The sequence below is a fragment of the Micromonospora sp. NPDC049645 genome (assembly GCF_040675155.1).
Lineage (GTDB): Bacteria > Actinomycetota > Actinomycetes > Mycobacteriales > Micromonosporaceae > Micromonospora.
In genome coordinates, this window is sequence record NZ_JBFAOI010000010.1 from 110,487 (window position 1) to 130,906 (window position 20,420).

At 71.5% G+C, this 20,420-nt stretch carries 15 protein-coding genes; 8 read left to right on the forward strand and 7 right to left on the reverse strand.

Annotated elements, in window-relative coordinates; translation table 11 throughout:
* Positions 1 to 295: 295 nt before the first annotated feature.
* From AB0J33_RS22340 to AB0J33_RS22350, 3 genes are all read left to right on the forward strand, one after another.
* The gene (locus AB0J33_RS22340) at positions 296 to 958 is read left to right on the forward strand and encodes a hypothetical protein (RefSeq protein WP_363615944.1); all 663 of its coding nucleotides are present in this window, start codon (positions 296 to 298) and stop codon (positions 956 to 958) included.
* A gap of 72 nt (positions 959 to 1,030) precedes the next feature.
* The gene (locus tag AB0J33_RS22345; RefSeq protein ID WP_363615945.1) at positions 1,031 to 2,365 is read left to right on the forward strand and encodes an SWIM zinc finger family protein; all 1,335 of its coding nucleotides are present in this window, start codon (positions 1,031 to 1,033) and stop codon (positions 2,363 to 2,365) included.
* The gene (locus AB0J33_RS22350) at positions 2,362 to 4,899 is read left to right on the forward strand and encodes a DUF6493 family protein (protein ID WP_363615946.1); all 2,538 of its coding nucleotides are present in this window, start codon (positions 2,362 to 2,364) and stop codon (positions 4,897 to 4,899) included. Before AB0J33_RS22345 ends, AB0J33_RS22350 begins: the two co-directional genes overlap by 4 nt.
* A 63-nt stretch (positions 4,900 to 4,962) precedes the next feature.
* On the opposite strand, the gene AB0J33_RS22355 is transcribed toward AB0J33_RS22350, so the two are convergent.
* Entirely contained in the window at positions 4,963 to 5,460 is a 498-nt protein-coding gene (locus AB0J33_RS22355) for an LURP-one-related family protein (protein WP_363615947.1), read from the reverse strand.
* A 317-nt stretch (positions 5,461 to 5,777) separates the two neighbouring features.
* Here AB0J33_RS22355 and AB0J33_RS22360 point away from each other — a divergent pair, with 317 nt between their 5' ends.
* The 4 genes from AB0J33_RS22360 to AB0J33_RS22375 all read left to right on the forward strand — a co-directional run bounded on the left by AB0J33_RS22360 (position 5,778) and on the right by AB0J33_RS22375 (position 9,241).
* Positions 5,778 to 6,653 carry an alpha/beta hydrolase gene (locus tag AB0J33_RS22360; RefSeq protein ID WP_363615948.1) on the forward strand — a complete coding sequence of 292 codons (876 nt, stop codon included), beginning with the start codon at positions 5,778 to 5,780 and terminating at the stop codon, positions 6,651 to 6,653.
* Between the two features lie 54 nt (positions 6,654 to 6,707).
* Positions 6,708 to 7,094, forward strand: coding sequence for a tautomerase family protein (locus AB0J33_RS22365; RefSeq protein WP_363615949.1), 387 nt, complete (start codon positions 6,708 to 6,710; stop codon positions 7,092 to 7,094).
* A 120-nt stretch (positions 7,095 to 7,214) separates the two neighbouring features.
* Positions 7,215 to 8,018, forward strand: a complete 804-nt coding sequence (locus tag AB0J33_RS22370; protein WP_363615950.1) for an alpha/beta hydrolase — start codon at positions 7,215 to 7,217, stop codon at positions 8,016 to 8,018.
* Positions 8,015 to 9,241, forward strand: coding sequence for a SpoIIE family protein phosphatase (locus tag AB0J33_RS22375; RefSeq protein ID WP_363615951.1), 1,227 nt, complete (start codon positions 8,015 to 8,017; stop codon positions 9,239 to 9,241). Before AB0J33_RS22370 ends, AB0J33_RS22375 begins: the two co-directional genes overlap by 4 nt.
* A 94-nt stretch (positions 9,242 to 9,335) precedes the next feature.
* On the opposite strand, the gene AB0J33_RS22380 is transcribed toward AB0J33_RS22375, so the two are convergent.
* Genes AB0J33_RS22380 through AB0J33_RS22390 form a run of 3 tightly spaced genes read right to left on the reverse strand, consistent with a single transcriptional unit; the run spans position 9,336 to position 14,153 of the window.
* Entirely contained in the window at positions 9,336 to 10,331 is a 996-nt protein-coding gene (locus AB0J33_RS22380; protein ID WP_363615952.1) for an NUDIX hydrolase, read from the reverse strand.
* Positions 10,331 to 13,315: a CHAT domain-containing protein gene (locus AB0J33_RS22385; protein WP_363615953.1), complete on the reverse strand. Its 2,985-nt coding sequence runs from the start codon at positions 13,313 to 13,315 to the stop codon at positions 10,331 to 10,333. Before AB0J33_RS22385 ends, AB0J33_RS22380 begins: the two co-directional genes overlap by 1 nt.
* On the reverse strand, positions 13,308 to 14,153 hold the full coding sequence (locus AB0J33_RS22390) for a PHP domain-containing protein (protein ID WP_363616032.1): 846 nt from the start codon (positions 14,151 to 14,153) through the stop codon (positions 13,308 to 13,310). The genes AB0J33_RS22385 and AB0J33_RS22390 overlap by 8 nt, the downstream gene beginning before the upstream one ends.
* A gap of 115 nt (positions 14,154 to 14,268) precedes the next feature.
* Between AB0J33_RS22390 and AB0J33_RS22395 the strand changes: the two genes are divergently transcribed.
* Complete coding sequence (locus AB0J33_RS22395; RefSeq protein ID WP_363615954.1) at positions 14,269 to 15,183, forward strand: macrolide 2'-phosphotransferase; 915 nt, start codon at positions 14,269 to 14,271, stop codon at positions 15,181 to 15,183.
* Positions 15,184 to 15,265: 82 nt separating this feature from the next.
* On the opposite strand, the gene AB0J33_RS22400 is transcribed toward AB0J33_RS22395, so the two are convergent.
* The 3 genes from AB0J33_RS22400 to AB0J33_RS22410 are packed head-to-tail and all read right to left on the reverse strand — an operon-like array spanning position 15,266 to position 20,340.
* Entirely contained in the window at positions 15,266 to 16,012 is a 747-nt protein-coding gene (locus AB0J33_RS22400) for a hypothetical protein (protein ID WP_363615955.1), read from the reverse strand.
* A gap of 4 nt (positions 16,013 to 16,016) precedes the next feature.
* On the reverse strand, positions 16,017 to 17,621 hold the full coding sequence (locus AB0J33_RS22405) for a hypothetical protein (RefSeq protein ID WP_363615956.1): 1,605 nt from the start codon (positions 17,619 to 17,621) through the stop codon (positions 16,017 to 16,019).
* On the reverse strand, positions 17,614 to 20,340 hold the full coding sequence (locus tag AB0J33_RS22410; protein ID WP_363615957.1) for a tetratricopeptide repeat protein: 2,727 nt from the start codon (positions 20,338 to 20,340) through the stop codon (positions 17,614 to 17,616). The genes AB0J33_RS22405 and AB0J33_RS22410 overlap by 8 nt, the downstream gene beginning before the upstream one ends.
* Positions 20,341 to 20,420: the final 80 nt, after the last annotated feature.

Consider the following 20,420-nt stretch of genomic DNA (forward strand, 5'->3'; position numbering starts at 1 on the left):
TGATCCTCGGGCCGGCACCACGTTCTGGCGGCACCGGATTGCCCGCGTCCAGGGCTCGCGAACAGCACGCATCAACGCTCAGTGATATACCGGTATCGGATCGTAGCGGGAGTCGTCGATGATCGCCATGCAGGCGGCAGGCACTAGCGGGTCGTCCTGACGCACCACCTGCGCACCCTCGGCGAGCAGCCACTCGCCGCGGCGATGACGACAGGGCGGCAATGCTCGTCACGAATGATTCGTGCGGTTGACAACTCGGTTCATGATGACCCGGATGCGCCGAGTAGCGACAGCGATGATCGACCGTCATTACGAACTGACGGAGTTGGTTGGCGCCGTGCTGGGCTCGGCGGTTGGTGGCGTGGCCGGGTGGGTGTTCGGCGGCGGCGCGGGTTACGTCGGCTGGATCGGCGCCACGCTCGCCGCGTACTTTCTGGGACTTGGGCCCCTCGTTGTCGCGATCGAGCACGAGCGGGGCGTTCTACGCGGACTGGGCGTCGCTGTCTTACGCGTCGCCTGGTCTGTCGCCGGGGTGGCGGTGTTGGCGCTCCTCTTGATGATCGTCGCCTCGCCGCTGGCGGCTGTCCTGGTCACACCGGCGGGCGAGTGGCTGCTGGAACGATTTCCAAACGCGACGGACGGTCTGATCCAGGGGATCCTCGTGGCGGTCAGTGTCGCCATCGTCGGACTGCTGGTCAAGACGGTCATCGGGTTGGCGGTCCTGGGCTTCGCGTTCGAGGGTGTGGGCAAAGGCGCTTTCATGATCGTTCCAGTGGTGTGGCTGGTGTTCATAGCGCTGCCCACCTATCCGACTGTCCTGTTGATCGTCTGGCTGCTCGGGTGGCCGGACGGGTGGATTGGAGGACTCGTCGGTCTGACGCTGGGCGCCGCCGTCGGTGGCTTCCACGGATATCGGTCTGCGAGCGACGTGTCCATCGAGGCGGGCCTTGACTGGTGACGGCATTCACCCCGGACGCCGGTACGTCGTTGCGGGCCCTGCTGTCGGGGGTTGGTCGTATGTTCTGCAGCCGTGAGCGCCCAACAGACCTACCGCTATCTTCAGCCGTCCACCCTGCACCGGGGTGACCTGGCGCTGCAGACGAGTGGCGGCCCCGCGACCAACCCGCGGTTCTTCTCCGGTTTTCTGACGACCCCGCAGGCGGCGGCCGCCGGGCTGCTGGCTGTCGCCGAGGTCGCCCGGACCCGGTATCACCAGCCGATCAGCCCGGCGAGCCTGGATCCTGTGGTCACCGGCGGCCGGGACCGGATGCGCTTCGAGTCGTTCTCCGGCTGCTGCGGGGTGTACGCGCGGCTCGACGTCGTGCCGGCCGGGTTCGACGGCGACATCGTCGAGCACGGGACCACCAACGTCGACGTGAACGCGCCGCTGCGGGAGGCGCTGGCCCGGGTGGGCGGCATGGATCCGCTGCACCTGTCGGTGGGGCCGGACGACCTGACCGTGTCCACTCTCGATGGTCCGGTGGTGGAGAAGAAGGTGCCGTTACCCGGGCGTTGGCTGCGGGGGTTTGCCGAGGTCCATCTGATTGCCGCGGCCATGGAGCCGCGGGCGGAGGTCCCGGCCGCGGAGGCGGCCACCTTCCTGCGCCGGCTGCCGGCGGGCGGCGACCGGTCTGTGCTCTGGGTGGTGCCGGCTGGGCGCTCGCTGCGGCTGACCTCGCGTCCGGTGCCCGGCGCGGTGTGTCTGGCCGGCGCCGGAAGGCTCGCCACGCTGCGTGGGCTGCTGCGGTACGCGACGACTCTGCGGGTGTACGGGCCTTCGGCGGCGGCCGGGTCGCCGCCGCTGCCGAGCGTGTGGGAGCTAGACACCGGCGCGCTGCGGCTGTCGCTGACCCTGTCGCCGGAGCCTTACCGGGGTTTCTCCGGCGAGGGCGGCGCGCTGACCGCGCTCGCCTCGGACGACGTCGCCGACGACGCCGCGCTGGTCGCCGCGCTGCTGTCCTGGGACCCGACGATCGATGTTCACGAACTGGCCGCCTCGGCGAGGATCTCGGCGGACCGGGTCCGGGCCGCGTTGGCCCAGTTGGGCACCGCCGGCCGGGTCGGCTTCGACGTGGCCGAGGCGGGTTACTTCCACCGGGTGCTGCCGTACGACGCCGGCCGGGCCGAGCGGGACAATCCCCGCCTGGTCGGGGCGCGGGCGCTGGTCGAGGCGGGCGCGGTCACCCTCGACGGCGAGACGGCGACCGTACGCCACGGCGACGAGGTCTACCGGGTCCGCCGTCGGACGGACGGCGCGTACACCTGCTCCTGCCCCTGGTGGGCGCGGCACCGCGGGCAGCGCGGGCCCTGCAAGCACGCGCTCGCCACGACGATGGTGGGCGCCGTGGTGGAGGTCGGGGCGTGACCGATCCGTTGGAGTTCCTGGTCCGTGGCGACATCGGTGCGGCCGTCGACGCGGTCACCGGCCTCGACGAGCAGGGGCGGCGCTCGTTCGCCGACGCGCTGGTGGCCCACGTGCGTCGGCGGCGCGACAACTGGTGGTGGAAGGACGAGGCGACGGCCCTCGCGGTGGCCACGGTCGGGTGCCTGCCCACCGCCGCCGCGGCGGCCGAGGTGCTCGGTCGGCGGAACGTGTCGCTGCGGGGCGCCGACGCCGAGGTGGTGGTCCAGGTCGCGCGGACGCGCGGGGTGCCGTGGCTGGTCGAGCTGGCATACCGGCTGGCGGACCGGCTCCGCCGGGACGACCCGGTGGACGGCTGGGAATTCGTCGCCGGGCTGCTCATCGCCGAGAAGGCGGCCGCACCCACCGGTGACCAGTTCGTGCAGGGGTGGCTCGCCCTGATGGCCTGGCCACCGGAGTCGCAGCGACCGGTCCCGCTGGTGGATCGGCTCCGGGCGGACATGTTCCTCGACGCCCTGGTGCCGCGCCTGTTCGAGGTGGACGGCGCCGGGACGCGGATGTCGTTCGACGAGTTCATGACCGACGAGAAACTCGCTTTGCCACGTGCACTGGCGCGACTGGCCGGCGAGGGCCGGCTGGACCGGACGATGCTGCTCGACGGCTGCGTGAGTCGGCTGTTGCGCGGCGACCGGCCGTCCGCGTTGCGCGTGTTCGTCGCCCTGCACGCCCTGCTGGAGCCCAGCGCCGGCGAGGTCGATCGGCATCGCGGAGACTACCTGCGCCTGCTCGCCGACGCCCCCGGGTCCGTGGCGTCGATGGCGCAGAAGACGCTGCGGGCTCTCGACGGCATGGAGGTCGACGGGCTGCTCGACGCGTCGCGGGCTGTCCTCGTCCGGCCCGACAAGGCGTTGGTCCGCGCCCAGCTCGGCTGGCTGGACCAGCTCGCCCGCCGGCATCCGGACCGGGCGGCGGAGATCGCCGAGGTCATCGCGACAGCGGCCGACCACCCGGCGGCGGACGTCCGCGACCGGGCCGGCACGCTGGCCGCGCGGCACGGGCACCTGGTCGCCCCGCGGGTCGTCGTCGGCGCGGCGGGCGACGACCTTCCTCCACCGGCCGGTCCGCTGCCCGCGCCTCCGGCCATCACCGACCCGGACGAGCTGGCCGAGGAGGTCGCCTCCCTGCTCGGCGGTCCCACGACGGCGTCCGGTCTGGAACGTGTCCTCGACGCGGTGGTCCGGCTCGCCGGTAGCGAGCGCGCCCGACTGAAAGACGCCCTGGTTCCGGTGCTGAGGCGGCATCGCGCCGGCGCGGAGGAACACCCGTGGGATCGGTGCTGCCTGTGCGGTCTGCTCGGCGGAGTGCTGCACGCGGCGGCCGACCCGGTCGAGGCGGGCACACGGCGGGGACGGTGGGCCGCGATGCTGGCGGCGTTGCGCCGCCGCACGGCGGGCGGACCATCCCTCGATCCACGGGTACCCCCGCCGCACCGGCTGCTACGCGCCCGGCTGGCCGAGATCGGTGACCGGGTCGGCCCGCCCCGGCGCTCCGGTCTGCTCGCGGCCCCCACCACGGCGAACGGCGGCATCGACCCGGAGGCGCTCTACGACCGCCTGGCCCGGCTCGGTGAGCACGGCGCGTGGGAGATGGACCTGACCCAGGCCCTGCTACGGCTGCCCGCGCGGGTCGACGAGCCCCTCGCGGCCAGGGCGGCGGCGCTCGGCACGCCCGCCGGTGACCGGCTCGCCGGATGGCTGCGCGCCGGGGGCCTGCCGGCCCCGGACCAGCAGGTGGTCACGCTGCCCCGCAGGAAGCGCCGACCCGGCTACGACTGGGCGTACGACGAGCTACCCCGGCAGCGGACCCACGTGCGGGTCAGCCCACCGGAGGGCGTCGACGACTCTTTCGGCCTGCTCACCGTTCCTGCCGGGTCAGTCGACAGCTACGTCGGCAGCGCGGCCCTGCTCTGGCCGGCCGTGCTGCCCGGCTACCGAGGGCTGGTCGCGGCGTACGCGCTGCCCGAGATCGCCAGCAGCGCCGACCAGGACCTGTCCGGCGGCGCCGCGATCCTGCCGCTGCTCGCCGAATGCGGGGGCGACGGCGGTCCCGCCGTCGACCTCGCCCTCGCGTACGGCCTCGGTGCCCGGCACGAGTCCGACCGGGTCGCCGCCGTTGACGCCCTGCTGATGCTGGCCGCCGCCGGCGACCTGGACGCTCCTGAGGTCGGTGCACACCTCGGCACCCTCGCCGCCGTCGGTGACCTCACGCTGACCCGCACCTTGCAGCCGCTGCGGGACGTGGCCGCCGCCGGTGCCCCGCTCAGCACCTGGCGTCTGGTCGCCGCGGCGTTGCCCGCGCTGCTCGCGGCGGCGAAGGCCCCGCGCGGCACCCCGGACCTGTTGACCCTGGCGGCGGAGACGGCCGGCGCCACCGGCGCCCGGATCGACGTGCCCGGGCTGGCCGAGGTCGCCGCACGCGGCGGGTCGAGCCGGCTGGTCACCGAGGCGCGGCGTCTGGCCGACGCACTCGGCCGGTGATGCCATCACCGAGACCTGCGGCTTCGACAGCTCCCGGCGACACACGGCCGCCGCCGCGGGCGGTCAGTCCTCGTCGCGCTTCTTCTTGTCGCGGTTCAGGGCCAGGTCGAGCGCGAGGACGCTGCCGATGATGAGCAGCGGGTCGACGCCTGCGCTGACCTGCACGGCGTAGGTGTCCCGGACGGTCAGCCACCGTTTGGACACCGCGGCCACCTCGGTGCCGTCGCGTTCGATCACGTACTCGTGGTCGAGCAGGTCACCCTTCATCTCCAGGTCGTCGGGCCCGGGCACGTCAATGGTGAACTTGTCGCGGAACGGCGTGAGCAGCTTCTTGCGGACCTCTGCGGCCTTCTCACCGCCGATCCGGATCTCGTACGTCGGGCGCAGCGCCACCAGGTGCCGGTGCAGCGTGGCGACCTCGTGGCCGGAGGCGTCCTCGATGACGACCTTGTTGCGGACGCTGAGCACCTTGCCGTCGACGTGGAAGACCTTGGTGCCGTGCTCGTCGAGCACGTCGAAGTCGTCGCCGATCGCGAAGAACCGCTCCCTGATGACAAACATGATGGGATTCTCCCCCACCGCGCAGGGAACTGCCGGCCGGCCACGGTCGTGCGCGGCGGCGCGGGCCGCGTCCACCGGCTCGCCGCCCGGGTGCTGCATCCGCCTCGACCGACGCGCGGATCGGATTGGTTTCCACCGTTCAGGTCCGGGTAGGCCGGCGGGGCCTTGCTCCGGTCACGGTCACACCCAGTGGAGCAGCACCGGTCCGGGGTCTTGAGGCGGATCAGTGCGTCAGGTCCGGCGAGGGGCGCCCAGCGGCATACCGCGGGCGGACTCTTCGGGACGGAACGAACGTGTTTTTTCTGAGAGGTTGAGGCATGTTTGGCGGCTTCGAGGAGTTCGACATCGACACACCCGGCGCGACGATCCACGGTCGCCGGGGCGGAAGCGGTCCGCCGGTGCTGCTGCTGCACGGCATCCCCGAGACGCATCTCATGTGGCACCAGGTCGCGCCCCGGCTCGCCGAGCACTACACCGTCGTCGCCACCGACCTGCGGGGCTGGGGCGACAGCGGCAAACCGCCGAGTACCGCGGACCACGAGCCGTACAGCATGCGCGCCATCGCCCGCGACCAGGTCGAGGTGATGCGGAGCCTGGGCTACGAGCGATTCGGGCTCGTCGGCCACGATCGTGGGGCCCGCTGCGCGTACCGTCTCGCGCTGGACGAACCGGATGCCGTCACCCGGCTGGCCGTCATGGACGTCGTTCCCGTCGGGGACGTCTACGACCGCGCCGACAGGGCGTTCAGCCTCTCCTACTGGGTCTGGTCCTTCCTGGGGGCGCCGGCGCCGGTGCCGGAGCAGTTCATCGGCGCCGCGCCCACGGTGCTCGTCGACTTCATGCTCGGCACCTGGCCCACGGTGAAGGACGCCTTCCCACCCGAGGTGCGGGCGGCGTACGTCAAGCAGTTCAGCGATCCCGCCACGGTGCACGCGATCTGCGAGGAGTTCCGCGCCGCGGCGACGCTTGACTACCAACAGGACGAGGCGGACCGGGGAAAACGGAAGATCGCCTGCCCGGTGCTGTTCCTCTGGAGCCAGCAGGGCCAGGTCGCGAAGCTCTACGACGACCCGCTCGCGATCTGGCGGGAGTGGGCCGACGACGTACGCGGCGAACCGGTCCCGGTCGGGCACTTCATTCCGGAGGAGGCCCCGGACGAGACCACCCGTCAACTCCTGGACTTCCTCAGATAGCAGAGCACCGACAGTGGTGCTGACTCAGCCGTGTCGTATCAGAAGGGGAAGGCAATGCCCATCACGCGTATCGCTATCCGCGACGGTAAGCCCGAATCGTACAAGAAGGCACTCCTCGACCAAATCTACGAGGCCATGCGGGAAACCGTCCAGATCAAGGAGGGCGACCGCTTCATGGCCATCACCGAGCACGACGAGAGCACTTTCGCCTACGGGGATTTCCTCGGCATCCAACGATCAGCCGACCTGGTGCAGATCCAGGTCTTCTGGACATCTGGCAAGTCCTCCGAGGCCAAGCTGGCCATGTATCGCGCGATCGTTGAGCGGCTCGGCCGCGAGCCAGGGGTGCGTCCCGAGGACGTGCTGATTTCGGTGGTGGAGACCGGCGCGGAGAACTGGTCCTTCGGGAACGGGGAGGCCCAACTCGCCAAAGCGACATGAGCGCGGTGCGGGCGGCGACGCTGCCGACGGCAGCGACCGGCCGGCTCTTTCCTGCCGGACGGGCACGGAGCGGATCACCGGTCGTTCCAGATCGGCTCGCCGGGATGCAACAATGCGGGCATGGACGTTCGGGTGCGCAGTAACGTCACCGTCACAGGTCGCGACGGCGGCCCGGTGGTGATGCTCGCCCACGGATTCGGTTGCGATCAGAACATGTGGCGGCATATCACGACGACGCTCGGCGAGCAGTCTCGTGTGCTGCTCTTCGACCACGTCGGTGCCGGGCGCTCCGATCTGACGGCGTGGGACTCGGACCGGTACGCGACTCTCGACGGCTACGCCCGCGACGTCCTGGATATCTGCCGTGACCTGGACCTTCGCGACGTGATCTTCGTGGGGCACTCCGTGAGCGCCATGATCGGCGTGTTGGCCGTCACCGAGCAGCCCGACCGTTTCGCCGGCCTGGTCCTGCTGACTCCCTCGCCCTGCTACATCGACGAGGAGGGCTATCGGGGCGGGTTCACCCGTGAAGACATCGACGAGCTGCTGGATTCGCTGGACAGTAACTACCTCGGTTGGTCGGCCAGCATGGCACCGATGATCATGGGAAATGCCGACCGGCCCGAACTGGGCGACGAACTGACGGCCAGTTTCTGCCGTAGCGACCCGACCATCGCGAAGGCGTTCGCGAGGGTCACCTTCCTGTCCGACCACCGTGCTGACCTGGGCAGGGTGCGGGTGCCCACGCTGGTGATCCAGTCGGCGATCGACGCGATCGCGCCCCCCGAGGTGGGCGCCTACGTCAAGGATCAGATAGCGGGCAGTCGCCTGGTCACACTCGACGCCACCGGGCACTGCCCACAGCTGAGCGCACCGCAGGCCACGGCGCAGGCCATCGCGGCGTTCGTGGCCGAGCGCCGGTGAGTGATCCGCTACCGCGCACGGGGCCGCAGTGCGGGCCGTGGGACGCGGCGGCGTTTCCCGCCATGCTGGAGGACAACATCGACGACCTCTACGACGGCGCGCCGTGCGGGAACGTGTCCACCTTGTTGGACGGCACCATTGCCAAGATCAATGCGACGTTGCTCGGCTGGCTCGGTTACACCCGAGAGGACGTCATCGGGCGCAAACGCTTCAGTGACCTGCTCACCGTAGGCGGAAAGCTGTATCACGAGACACACTTCGCCCCGACGTTGCAGATGCAGGGCGAGATCAACGGTGTCGCCCTCGAACTCAGGCGGGCGGACGGATCTCGACTGCCGGTGCTGGTCACCTCCCTGGTCAAGACAGGCAGTGACGGCCAACCCCTGCTGATCCGTACGACCATCTTCGACGCCCGCGAACGTCGCGCCTACGAACAAGAGCTCCTACATGCCCGCCGGGAAGCCGACGCCGAACGGGAACGCCTGCGGGGACTGATAGCCGGACTGCAACGCAGCCTGCTGCCGGACACGTTGCCGGCTCCACCGCACATGCAGACCAGCACCTACTACCACATGGCCTCCGCCGACCGGATCGGCGGAGACTTCTACGACCTGTACCCGCTCGCCGCGGGCCGGTGGGGGTTCTTTCTCGGCGACGTGTGCGGCAAGGGCCTCGCCGCTGCCGCCACAACCGCAGCCGCCCGGCACACCCTACGCACCGCGACTGCCTACGACCCGGATCCCGCCGCCGCGCTGGCCCACCTCAACGCCGTTCTCTACCAGGATCACCGCAGCCGGTCCCACCGCCACTGCACGGTCATCCTCGGCATCCTCACCCCGACGCCAACCGGGGGCTCGATCACCCTCGCCGGTGGTGGACACCCCGCCCCCATGCTGCTGCGTGCCGACGGCACCGTCGAGCCGCAGCCCACCACCGGCGGCACCATCATCGGCGGCCTCCACACGCCACGCATCGCGACCCGAACCTTTCCCCTGGAACCCGGCGACACGCTGATCCTCTACAGCGACGGCCTTCTCGAAGCCCGCTCCGGTCTCGGCGCGGAACACTTCGGCGAAGAGTCGCTGCAGGCATTCCTGGCCCGGCTGGCACCCACCACCGCCCCGGCGGCGGTCAATGCGCTGACCGAACTCCTCGCCACCTTCGAACGGCTCGACGACGACGTGGCGCTCATGGCAGTGTCGCTCGACGCAGACGCGCCGTAACGACCGAACGTCTCCGATTGGCGTGTCCGCGCCGGCCGGCAGCCTCTCCTCACCATAGGTCTGCACCGGGTACGAGCCCCGGCGCGATGGTCGGCTATGGCGCAAGTACGAAGAAGACGAACGAACTGACCAGACCCAGAACGGCGACCACCAGGCCCCAAAATTCCAGTGAGTCGACCTGGACGGCGGGCGGCAGCCATCCCCGTGGCCGGATGTCCAGGCTCGTGCCCAGCCCCGGCACGCCGCCTGGTAGCCGGTGGTGCAGCCGACGCAGCCCCGCCATGTTGAGCGCCTGGCTGCCGATGTCACCGCCCGGGTCGAGCAACTCGGCCTGGCGGACCCACCGCGCGGACGGACCGACTGCCAGTGCCCGACGGGTCGAGCGTAGGTGGAAGAAGGTGATGCGGTACTCCGTGGCCACCCCGTATGTCCGGGACACCTGGACGATCCGCTCCAACCCCAACTCGACCAGCCGATCCCGAGCGGGGTCGAACGCGAAACCCGGCAACTCCTCCTGCAGCTCACGCACGGCGACATCGTGCGGGTCGAGATCACCACGCCGCCGGTGCCCGCCGGGTAGTTGGTATTGCCTCGCCGTCGGGTCGTGCAGCACCAGGTATTCCGACCCGCGACCGCGGCAGCGCCGACCGATCACCACCTGAGCCACCTCGGTACGCCGCAGTGGCCGGGCTTCCGGGTCGTCTCGCAACCGCCGCCGCTCGACCAGATGCAGGAACTGCGGGCCGGACAGCACCTCGTGCTCGGTGTAGGGCGGTTCCACGGTGCCCATCCGGCCCCAGTTGTCCAGCATCATGCGGCCCGCACCAAGGTATTCGGCCAAGCTGTGCAAGAAGAGCAGCGCTGTTTGGCTCTCCGCCTTCACCGACGGTCCGCCGTCCACGCCGGTAGCCGTCCGCAGTACACCGAAACCGTTCAGCAACCGCATCAGCAGCGGACCCGCCACCTCAGCCGCCGTCGCGTCGAAGCCGACCCCCCGGCACAACTCGGCAGCCGACACCGGGCTCTCGTCCGCTCCGGGTACCGCGCGAATCGCCGCCACCAACAGCGTTGTGAACTGGTCCGCCGACATCACCTTTTGTCCCCACCCACGTGCAGGTACGCGGCCCACGAACGGGGATTGTCCGGGTACCGCTCGCGCAGCGCCAGCACCGCCCGGTGCAGCGCCAGCGCCGGTGGCACCGTCCCGAGCTGCGCGTACACCTCGCCGGCGACCCGCTGGGCAGTCTTGTCGACGACCGGCCAGAGGGTGCCGATCACGTTCCGGTAGCCGATCAACTGGAACACCGACGAGACGTGGAGCGCCTCGTCCACCAGGTCGGTGCCGCTGAACGCGGTGGTACACGCGGACAGGTAGGCCAGATACCCCCCTTCCGCGCGCAACGAGAGCAGCTCACGTACGGTCAACACTCCGTCGTACAGGACCAGGTGGCTGTCGGCAGGGTTGTCCGCTGCCGCCGCATGGCAGGCGAAGTGCGCCCAGGCCGCCTCCGGCAGACGGGCCAGCACCTCCGCCCGGGTCGCCGCCGCGCCGACCAGCGGTGGCCAGGGCGGCAGCCCGAACTCGACCAATCGGGCCGCCACCTGTCGCGCCTCCGGCTCTGCCGCGGCCAACGCCCGGTGCCCTGGCGTATCGGGCACCGCGACCACCAACGCACCTGATGGGCCGGCTGGCGCCGCGGCGCGAGCTAGCGTCCTCAAAGTCGCCGCATACGACGACACCACCCGGTCCACCACCGCGCCATCCGGGCCCTCGGCGGCGTGCAGCGGCAGCACCGTCAACGGACCGGTCGGTATCCACCACACCTGCGGGTGGGCTCCCACCAACAGCCCGGACCGGTCCAGGTAAGCCATGATCGGCTGCATGACCGCATCCCAGGCCCAGCGCAGCACGGCACGCAGTCGCCCGTTGGTGGTCCAATCGTCCGCCCCGATGGCCATCAGCAACTCGTTCGCCCGAACCCGAGCCTCGTCGTAGCTCAGCCGTTCCAACGGCAGCCGGGTGACCCGGCCGGCGGCCACCACCAACGCATCGCAACCTGCACGCGCGACGTTCACCACGACCGCCAATCCGGTCGGCGCCAGCGGGGGCGCCGGGGCCATCGGCCGAAAGAAGTCCGCGTGCCCCGGCAGCTCGCGGATCTCGGCGAGCAGCAGTGCCCGGCGCAGCTCCTGGCTGCGCCGCAGCCGGGCGTCGACGAGATCACCGCTCCCGTCACCGGCCTCGGCCAACGCCCGCCGCAGGTGTTCCCACCGGTCCGCCAGGTCCGGGTGCTCGCGACCCAGAACCGCCAGGTCACCTTGCCGGGCGAGCGCTTGGCTGAGCAGCACCCCACGCGATCGTTCGAGCAGGCCGAGCGCGTCCTCAGCCCGGGTTCCAGCCCGCAGCGCGACCGCCGCGGCCTCCGGCCCCAACCCCATGAGCTGGCCCAGGCCGTACTGTTGGTCGTCCTGCCCGAGGTCATGGTCAATGGCGGCGTCCAACAGCGCCACCGCCCGTTCGAGGTGCGCCCGGGCCGCCGGCCAGTCGGCGCTTCGAGCGGTCAACAGTCCGGCGTCGTAGCTGCTCACCGCCCGGATGAGGGGCGCAGCCGACGCCACAGCGGCGGAGTCGGCGTACGCCGTGGCCGCCATTCGCAGGTCCCGCGCCGTGTCGCCGGCCGGTTCCGGCATCGCGCGGGTTGCGGGCAGATCGAGTTCGGCCCGCTGGCGCAACGACAGGCCGAGGTTGGCCAACACGGTGGCCCGAACCGGGTCAGCGATGTCGGCGAGGTCGGCAGCCGCGCGTTGAGCCGCCACCGCCGCGTCGAGATCGGCCCGGTCACCAGTCACCCGGAACCGGGCCGATCGGGCCGCGCCCAGGTTGGACAGGCAGCGGGACCGGGTGCCGGATGAGCCGGTCGCGGCCTCGGTCGCGGCGGTTGCGGCCTCGACCGCCGCGTCCAGATCAGCCCGCTGCCCGGTGGTGCCGAACCGCACCCGCAGCGCGGTACTCAACCCCGACAGCACGCCGGCCCGGTCCGGATGACCGGCCGGGCACGCCGCCACCGCCTCGCGCAGCAACCGCACCGCCTCGTCGATGTCCGAGAGCTGGCCGCTGCGGGTGAACCGCGTCCGGGACGCGAGGGCGAGTCCGGCCAGCATCCGGGGGCGGGCCGGATCGCCCGGGTCCATCTCGGATAATGCCTGCCGCCCACACTGGACTGCCTGGTTCAGGCTGACCGAGTCACCGGTCCGGCGATGGCGCAGCAGAAGCGCCCCGCCCAGATTGCTCAGGTATCCCGACCGCTCTGGCCCTTCTGCGATGTCGACCGCCGCCCAGAACTGCTCCACCGCCCGCTCCAGATCGCCGCTCGCCCCGGTGTTGTCGTACCTGGTGGCGAGCGTCGCGGCAAGGTTGGAGCATCGGCCAGCCAGGTGCGGGTCGTCCGGCCTGGTCGCCTCCAGACACGCGGTCGCGGCCGCCACCGCGTCGTCGAGCAGCGCCAGGTCTCCGGTGGCCTCGAAGCCGCCGATGTAGGCCAGGGTGAGCTGGCTCAGCGTCGGCGCGAGCTGTTCGGCCGCCAACTGACCGCTGTCGACGACCAGGGTGAGCAGGTAGATGGCATCGGAGAACAACTCGGGCAGCTCGAACCGCCGCGGGTGACGCTGCAGGTCCGTCGCTCGGGCCCGCCACCGCTCGACCTCGTTGGCGGACGGGCTCCAATCGGCGCTCACCAGCTCGCGTACCGGCTCGGGCACGAGGTCAGGAGCGGCCCGGTACAGCACGCGGAAGTGGGCGAGCGCGGCGGCGGCGTCGTCCACCCCGTCGACGGCCGGGAGCTCGGCGATGAGCCGGTAATGGTGGAACAACCCCATCGAGTAGACCATCGCGACGTCCACCTCCGTCTCGGTGGCCAGGGCCCGGATCAGCGCGAACGGTTCGGCGCCGGCCAGCGCGTCGTGGTCACCGGCGCCGAACCGGTCCAGCCGCGCGTCGAGCTCCGCCAGGAGCCGGGATCGGCGTTGCTGTGCCGATCCGGTCGGCACCGGCCCGCCTGCGCCCGGCTCAGCCACGGGTCCACAGTTCGGCACCGCGCGTCGGTCGGAACCCCGCCGTCTCGGCCTGCTCGGCCGCGGCCGCGAAGTCGCTGGCCACCTGCGCCGGATCGTGCGCGTCGCTTCCGAACGAGACACTCTGCCCGCCGCAGTCGCGCCACCAGGTGAGCAGCATCGGCCCGGCCGGCCCTCTGGTGTTGATCTCCAAAGTACGGCCGGTGTCGGCGAGTGCCTTCAGTACCGCCCGGAACTGCTCCTCGAACCGCTCGGGTAGCACCGGACCGGCCTGTGCCGGCCAGGCCCGCAGCGGGTAGTCCAGGTGGCCCAGAACTTCGAACACGTCGGACGACTCGACCATCCGCCGCGCCTCCTCCAGATAGCCTCGCATCACCTGGTCCGCATCTTGGCTGTCGAAGGCGCGGTCCACCACCAGGAAGGCGGTACCGTCCACCAGGCTGTGCAGCGATCCGATGATCCGGTCGAACGGGTAGCCAGCCAGCAGGTCCCGTACCTGCGGCCGGTGCCAGTGTGGCTCGCCCAACTCCACGCCGGACCTGATCGTCAGCTGCGGGTAGCGGACCCGGCAGCGGTCGATCGCCTCGGCGTAACCGGCGACGTCGAACGCGGGTGCGTGGAACCGCCCGTCAGCGCCGATCATGGCCCGGAACTCGGCCGGCATGGTTGCGATGCCCTCGGCCGGGATCGTCCAGGGCGTGAGGTCCACGTGCTCGGTGAACGCCACCCCCGGTACGCCGAGTGCGACCGCGCGACGGCAGCTCTCCTCCATCGAACCGGACCGCGCGTCCCAGGACCATTGCGAATGTACGTGACTGTCGGCAGGCAGCATGTCCTTCATGGTCCGGCGGCGCCCCGACCCCGGCAACGCCTCGACCGCACGGGGGTGTACGACCTGCACGTCGTACACCCCCGGCTGCGGCTTCTACCGGGTCTGCGGGCCTAGCATCCGTTCCATGCCCGACACCTCAGAACGCACCTGGGAACTACTCCGGCTGGCCGCCGACCGGGGACTCACGCTACGACCGGAGACCGCGGTACTTGACGACACCGGGTGGGACTTCCAGGTTCTCCGGGCGGCAACCGGGGCGGGTCGGGAGTGGATTCTCCGGGTGCCGCGGCGCGCCGAGGTCGCCACGGCGGCCCGCGCCGAGCAGCGGCTGCTCGCACTGCTGCGGGGGCGGTTCGCGGTCGCCATCCCGGACTGGTCCATCGCGGACTCGGAGCTGATCGCCTATCCACGGCTGGCCGGAGAACCAGCGGCGAGTGAGGACATCACGAGTTACGAACTGGTCTGGCGGATCGACCGGGTGGACCCGCCGGCCGCGTACGTGGACCGGCTCGGCGCCTTCATGGCTGAACTACACGCCACCCCGGTCGACGCGGCGGCAGCCACCGGCATCCCGGTCCGCGACGCGGACGGGGTACGGGGCCGCTTCGCCGTCCAGATCGATCGGGGCGGGCAGGAGTTCGGCATGCACCCGAGCTGGCGCGACCGGGCCTCCCGCTGGCTGCAGCGCGACGACCTGTGGGCGGACCGGACCGTGCTGATCCACGGCGACCTGCACCCCGGCCACACCCTGGTCGACCCGGCCGGGGCGCTGACCGGGGTGCTGGACTGGACCGACGCCGAGGTCGGCGACCCCGGGCAGGAGTTCGTCGAGGCGGCTCGCAAGTTCCCACCGGTGGTCCTGGACCGGCTCGTCGCCGCGTACGGTCGGCACGACGGCCCGGCCTGGCCCGGACTGCGCGGCCACGTGACCGAGGCGATCGCCTTCGCCCCGCTGGCTCTGGGGATCTTGGGCTTGGAGGCGGGAAAGCAACGCTACGTCGATCGGGCCCGGGAGTATTTCGGCACACCGACTGTCTGATGCGGACGGATCCGGGGCCGAGGCTGGAGGAGACGGGTCAGCGACGTCTAACGGGGGCCACGGTGACCGGTACCGCGGCGTCTCAGGCACCCTTGCGGCAGCGGGCGTTGACCTGGGCGGCGACGTCCGGCGCCAGCACCGGCCCGGACACCGCCAAGCCGAGCTGACGGGCCACGCGCAACGCGTACAGGTCGACGGCGGCCTCACCGAGGTCGCTCACGGTTGCCGCGGTGGCCCGCCCGGACTGCACCGCCCGGACCAGGATCAGCACCGCAAGGCCGATCACCGGCCACCACAGCAGCCCGGTCAACGCGAAGACCAGCGACCAGGCGCCCCACCGGCTCGCCCCGTGGAAAGCCTCGTCCGCCCGGCGCAGCTCGACCCGGACCGTCTCGGGCAGCACCAGCCACAGCCGGGGCCACACCGACGGCAGATCCAAGCCGTACTCATGCCGGACCCGGGTCACCCACCCGGACCAACGGTCACCGATCCAGGTCGGTTGCGCCGGCTCGGCGAGCGCGATGCGTACCCGCTCCTGTGGCCCGGCCGCCTGCCAGCGGGCACGCCGTTGGTCGAGCAGCCAGCCGGCCACCGGGCCGGGGATCAGCCCGCCCAGCCACAGCCGGCGTACCGCCGGGGTGAGTACCTTGGCCAAGAACGCGGCGGCGCCGGTCGCGGCAACAACCGCCGCGGGCACGTCCGCCCCGGTCAACGAACTCCACCAGGCGGGTTGGCCGACCCTCACCGCCACCAGCGCGACCGCGGCCCACAGCAGTGACGCCGGCAGCCACCGCCACCACTGGGGCCGGGTCGAGGTGTCGAAGAGCATGCGGCTACCCGAGACTCGACCGCAGGCGCCGCTGGTCGTCGCGGGTCAGATGGCAGACCGGCACCGCACCGCCGGGCGCCCGTCGTTCCCGGCGCGGGCACAGGTCGATCGGGCACAGGTACGCCTCCTCTTCGGGCTGGCCCTCCCGCCCCCGGGTGCCCCAACGTACGTCCGGCTCCGGGCCGCCCAGTTCCCGGACGAACTCGACGAAGTCGTCGGCCCGGTCCAACTTGCCCAGCGCGTCGGCGCGAAACGCCTCGGCTTCGGCAACCCGGTCCCGGGCCAGCGCGGCGGCGCGCACCTGCGGCCATTCACGGCAGAGCCAATCGATCCAGCCGAGCTGGTCGCCCGTTGGTGACGCACCGACCGTGGGCACCGGGTCGCGGGCCGGAACCGCATCGGGCTCGACCTCGGCATAGCGGGCCACGGCCCGCGCGGCCAGCCGGAGAAAGAACGGTTTGCTCGCCTCTGGTGTCGATGAGCGGCCGAGGAACAGCAAGGCGCAGGCCGCGAGTGAGAGCAGGCTCTGGGCCCGCCACCGCTTCTCCAGTCCGCTGCGCCGGATCCAGGCGACCGCCTCGTCGTCGATCTGGCGGATCAGCATGGTCAGCCATCTCGGCAACTGGTCGGCCTGAGTGCCGACCGGGTCGAGCAGCAGTTCGATCAGCAGGCCGTGATGGGCCGGGACCACCGACTGCTCCAGGAATCGGGCCAGGATGTACAGCACCAGGTGGGCCGGATCCCGGGTTACGGGGCCGCGGTTCTCGTAGAGCGCGATGTCGATCAGGTAGAAGGCGTCCGGTGCGATCGACGGCCGGACCTGGATCAGCGCGTTGTCGGTGTGCAGGTCGCCGTGGGTACGCCCGACCAGTGGGCGGATCACCAACTCAGGGTCGAAGAACTCGCCTCGGGCCACCGCAAACGGACTCGGCAGCGGGTGCCGCTCCTCCGGAAGTTGCAGGTACCGACCTTGGTGCCGCAGCGCCCACGGGTGCAACCGCCCACCCGGCGCCAGCTGGTCGAAGATGTGCCGGCGGAAGAAGGTCGGCAGGTCCCAGCTCTCGTGGGGCGGAGAGAACGGCGGCCCGGCCCAGTCGTGCAGCACCCCGCGCACCAGGGCGGCGCAGGCGGCGGCGAAGGTCGGCGGATCGCACTCGACCCCGGCGGTCTGGACCGACTCCGGCTCGGCCGGGATGTTCAACATCCGGCGCAGCAGCACGGTCAGCACCTCGGAGTTGCCGAGGGTGTCACCGGCGACGCTCTGGAAGGTGATCCACCGGTCGGTCCCGACCGGAACCGCCTCGTGCACGATCCGGCTCAGGTGCCGGGCGAACCTGCCGGCCTCGGCGACCGCCTGCCGGTGTCGGCGGTACTCGAGGCCGCGCAGACCGCCGCTGTCCACGGTGAGCACCTTCAACACCAGCAGAACCGTGCTGTTGGCGCTCAGATCGGTCTCGGTCACCACCGCCACCGGCGCCCGGCTGCGACCGTTGACCAGCCAGTGGTCCAGCTCGTAGTAGCGATCGTGCAGCTCGGCCCAGTCGTTGAGCACCGCCGCCACCTGCGTGCCGAGCCCGGCAGCGAGGTCTGGGGCGACGTTTTCAGTCATCTCGGCTCCGTTTCCTGGCAGCGGGTTCGGCGCGGATCGGGGCCGCGGGATCGCCCCGGTCGGGCCCGTGGGTGGCGGTGCCGGGCGGGCGTCGGGTGCGGGCGGTCGGCTGCTGGGGCAGCGCGGCACGGCGGGCGACCGCGTCGAGCAACCGGCGGGACAGTTCGGTGTGCGGATGATCGGGTCCGAGCACCTGCCGCCGGTCAACCAGCACCGCCTGTAGGTCGCGACGCGCTGCCCCGACTTCCCCCCGGTCCAAGCGGATCAGGCCGAGCCGGTGCCGGCTGGCCAGCGTGGCCGGATGGGTGTCGCCCAGCAGCCGCCGGCGGGCCGCGACCACCGCTACGGCCAGCCCTTCCGCCTCGGCCAACCGCCCCCGGTCGTGCAGCAACTCCACCAGGGACTGTCCGCCGGCGAGCGTACGCGGATGGTGCGGGCCACGGACCTCCTGGCTGATTTCCCACACGGCGCGCAGCTCCACCTCGGCGCTTTCCAGGTCACCGAGGGCGTGCTGCATCTCGGCAGCGTACTGCCGGGTGACGAGGGTCGCCGGATGCCGCTCGCCGAGCAGTTGCGTCCGCAACGCCAGCACCTCGAGATAGGTGGCCAGCGCTGGTGTCGACTCACCCCGGTCCCGCAACACATCGGCGATACCATGCCGGCTGGTCAGGGTGTCCGGGTGCCGGTCGCCGAGTAGCCGTAGCCGGACCGCGTAGGTGTCGGAGAACAACCGCTCCGCCACGTCGAGCCGCCCCCGCGCGCGCAGGGTCCGGGCCAGGTAGTGCTGAGTCATCAAGGTGTCCGGGTGCTGTTCACCGAGCACCCGCTGGCGGGCCGCCAGCACCGCCCTGTATGCCTGTTCGGCCTCCGGCAGCCGCCCCTGGTCGTAGCGGAGCCGGGCGAAGTCGTGCGCAATCACCAGGGTGACCGGGTCGCGTTGGCCCAACCGGTCGGTGGCGACGGGCAACGTCTGCTCGAACGCTGACTCTGCCTGGTCGAGCAGCCCGGCGGCACGCAGGTAGCTCGACGCCCGGCCGGCCAGCAGCACCGCGGCCCGTACCGTGTCCGGCGCCACCGCGCGCATGTCGAGCAGTGCCAACGGGGCGGTGCAGTGGTCGGCGATCAGCCGCCACCGGGCCCACGACGACGGCGACTTCGGCTCCGCGTCCCGGATCACCGGGTTGAGCAGCGCAGTGGTCAGCGACAGGTACCGGCTCAGGTGGGCGCGGAGGCCGTCGTCGGCGCGGGCGACGTCGCGGACCAGTGGATGGATGCGCAGCACCGCGGTGTCGTCCGCACCGGTCAGGGTGAGCAGACCGACCCCGTCCAGGCCACGCAGGGTGTTCCAGATCTCGTGCGGGGTCGCCCCGGGGAACAACGGTGAGGCGGCGAGCACCTCCGCGCGCAGCAGCAGCCCGTACGGGATCGGGGTCACACCGAAGCAGGCCAGGGTGTGCAGCAGCGGTCGGGCGGAGCGCAGGCCGCGGTCGGTCAGCAACTCGACTGACAGGTCCCAGCTACGGCCCACGCTGGCCCGGGTGCGCGAATCGCCCGCCATCGTGCCGGGTGCGAATAGTTCGGTTTGGTCGCCCCGCCCCAGCGCGGCCAGGTAGCCGACGAAATCGCGGGGCAGGTCACCGCCGAGTGCGGCGGGCACGTCCTGGGACTCCCGCAGGAATCGACCGGCGAGCATCAGCGCCAGTGGCAGCCCGCCGAGCCGGTCGGCGAGGTCACCGGCCTTGCCGACGTCGCCGGCGGCCGGGCCGGCGAGCTCCATCAACACCTCGGCGCCGTCGGCTCGGGCCAGCCCGATCAGCCGGTGGATCTGTAGCCATGGGGGTGCCGGGTCGCCCCAGTGGGCAGGATGACCGTCGCGGGTGGTCACCAGCACGGCGCCGAGACTGCGGTCCGGTGGGCGTAACCATCCGGTGCCGTCGGTGATGAGCTGCCCGGGCAGGGTCAGCGAAAGGGGCGGGTCGTTGGCGTTGTCGAAGACGAGCAGCCAACGCTGGTCCAGGTCGCACAACAACCGCCAGACGATGTCCGGCAGGCTTCCGCCTCGCAGCCGGTCGGCTGGGGCGCCGAGCTCGATCGCGAGCGCGTGCATCCCGGCGAGGGTGGCAGCGGCGTCGTTGGCGGTGATCCAGAAGGTCCGTACGCCGGCCGCCGCGGCTCGCTGGGCCACGGTCAGTGCCACCATGCTCTTGCCGCTGCCGCCGAGACCGTAGAGCACGTGGACACGGGGTGAGTCGTGCAGGAGCCCCGCGGCGGCGATCACCGCGTCGAGTGCGGCGAGGATGTCCCGCCGGCCCCGCAGGCGCGGCTCTACCAGCAGGCGGTCCAGCGGTGGCCGGGTGGAGACCGCGGCTGGCGGGGTGGTGCCGAGCACACCGGTACCGGACTCCGCAGCGGTGGTGGTGGCGCCGGGCCCGCGGACCCGCCAGTACGCCTCGCTCCAGGCAGCGAGGTCGGCGTCGTTGGCCACCCCGAGCACCCGTAACAGCCGTTCCAACAGGTCAGCCGGTCGCAACGCGGGCAGGTGGGTGCCGGCGAAGTAGCCGCCGAGCGTGCTCGCCGGCACGTCAACCTGCCGGGCTACCCGCCGGACGCTGAGTCCGGACGCCCGGCGGGCCAGAGTCAGTTCCACGCCGAAGTCGCGGCGGGTGGCGATCCGCCGTGGGTCCGGCTCATGGCGGCCGGCCGGGGTGCGTGTCGTCATGACCCGACCACCATAGCGAAGCGTGATCGGCGGGTGTACGAAGTTGTACGGCGTCCTCGTCACCGTCTTCTCCGCGGATG

What these genes read in the sequence shown, in the direction of transcription:
- AB0J33_RS22395 (WP_363615954.1), top strand. Translation starts at nt 14,269, where the DNA reads ATGCCCGACACCTCAGAACGCACCTGGGAACTACTCCGGCTGGCCGCC.
- AB0J33_RS22355 (WP_363615947.1), bottom strand. Translation starts at nt 5,460, where the DNA reads ATGTTTGTCATCAGGGAGCGGTTCTTCGCGATCGGCGACGACTTCGAC.
- AB0J33_RS22380 (WP_363615952.1), bottom strand. Translation starts at nt 10,331, where the DNA reads ATGTCGGCGGACCAGTTCACAACGCTGTTGGTGGCGGCGATTCGCGCG.
- AB0J33_RS22410 (WP_363615957.1), bottom strand. Translation starts at nt 20,340, where the DNA reads ATGACGACACGCACCCCGGCCGGCCGCCATGAGCCGGACCCACGGCGG.
- AB0J33_RS22390 (WP_363616032.1), bottom strand. Translation starts at nt 14,153, where the DNA reads ATGAAGGACATGCTGCCTGCCGACAGTCACGTACATTCGCAATGGTCC.
- AB0J33_RS22360 (WP_363615948.1), top strand. Translation starts at nt 5,778, where the DNA reads ATGTTTGGCGGCTTCGAGGAGTTCGACATCGACACACCCGGCGCGACG.
- AB0J33_RS22370 (WP_363615950.1), top strand. Translation starts at nt 7,215, where the DNA reads ATGGACGTTCGGGTGCGCAGTAACGTCACCGTCACAGGTCGCGACGGC.
- AB0J33_RS22365 (WP_363615949.1), top strand. Translation starts at nt 6,708, where the DNA reads ATGCCCATCACGCGTATCGCTATCCGCGACGGTAAGCCCGAATCGTAC.
- AB0J33_RS22405 (WP_363615956.1), bottom strand. Translation starts at nt 17,621, where the DNA reads ATGACTGAAAACGTCGCCCCAGACCTCGCTGCCGGGCTCGGCACGCAG.
- AB0J33_RS22340 (WP_363615944.1), top strand. Translation starts at nt 296, where the DNA reads ATGATCGACCGTCATTACGAACTGACGGAGTTGGTTGGCGCCGTGCTG.
- AB0J33_RS22400 (WP_363615955.1), bottom strand. Translation starts at nt 16,012, where the DNA reads ATGCTCTTCGACACCTCGACCCGGCCCCAGTGGTGGCGGTGGCTGCCG.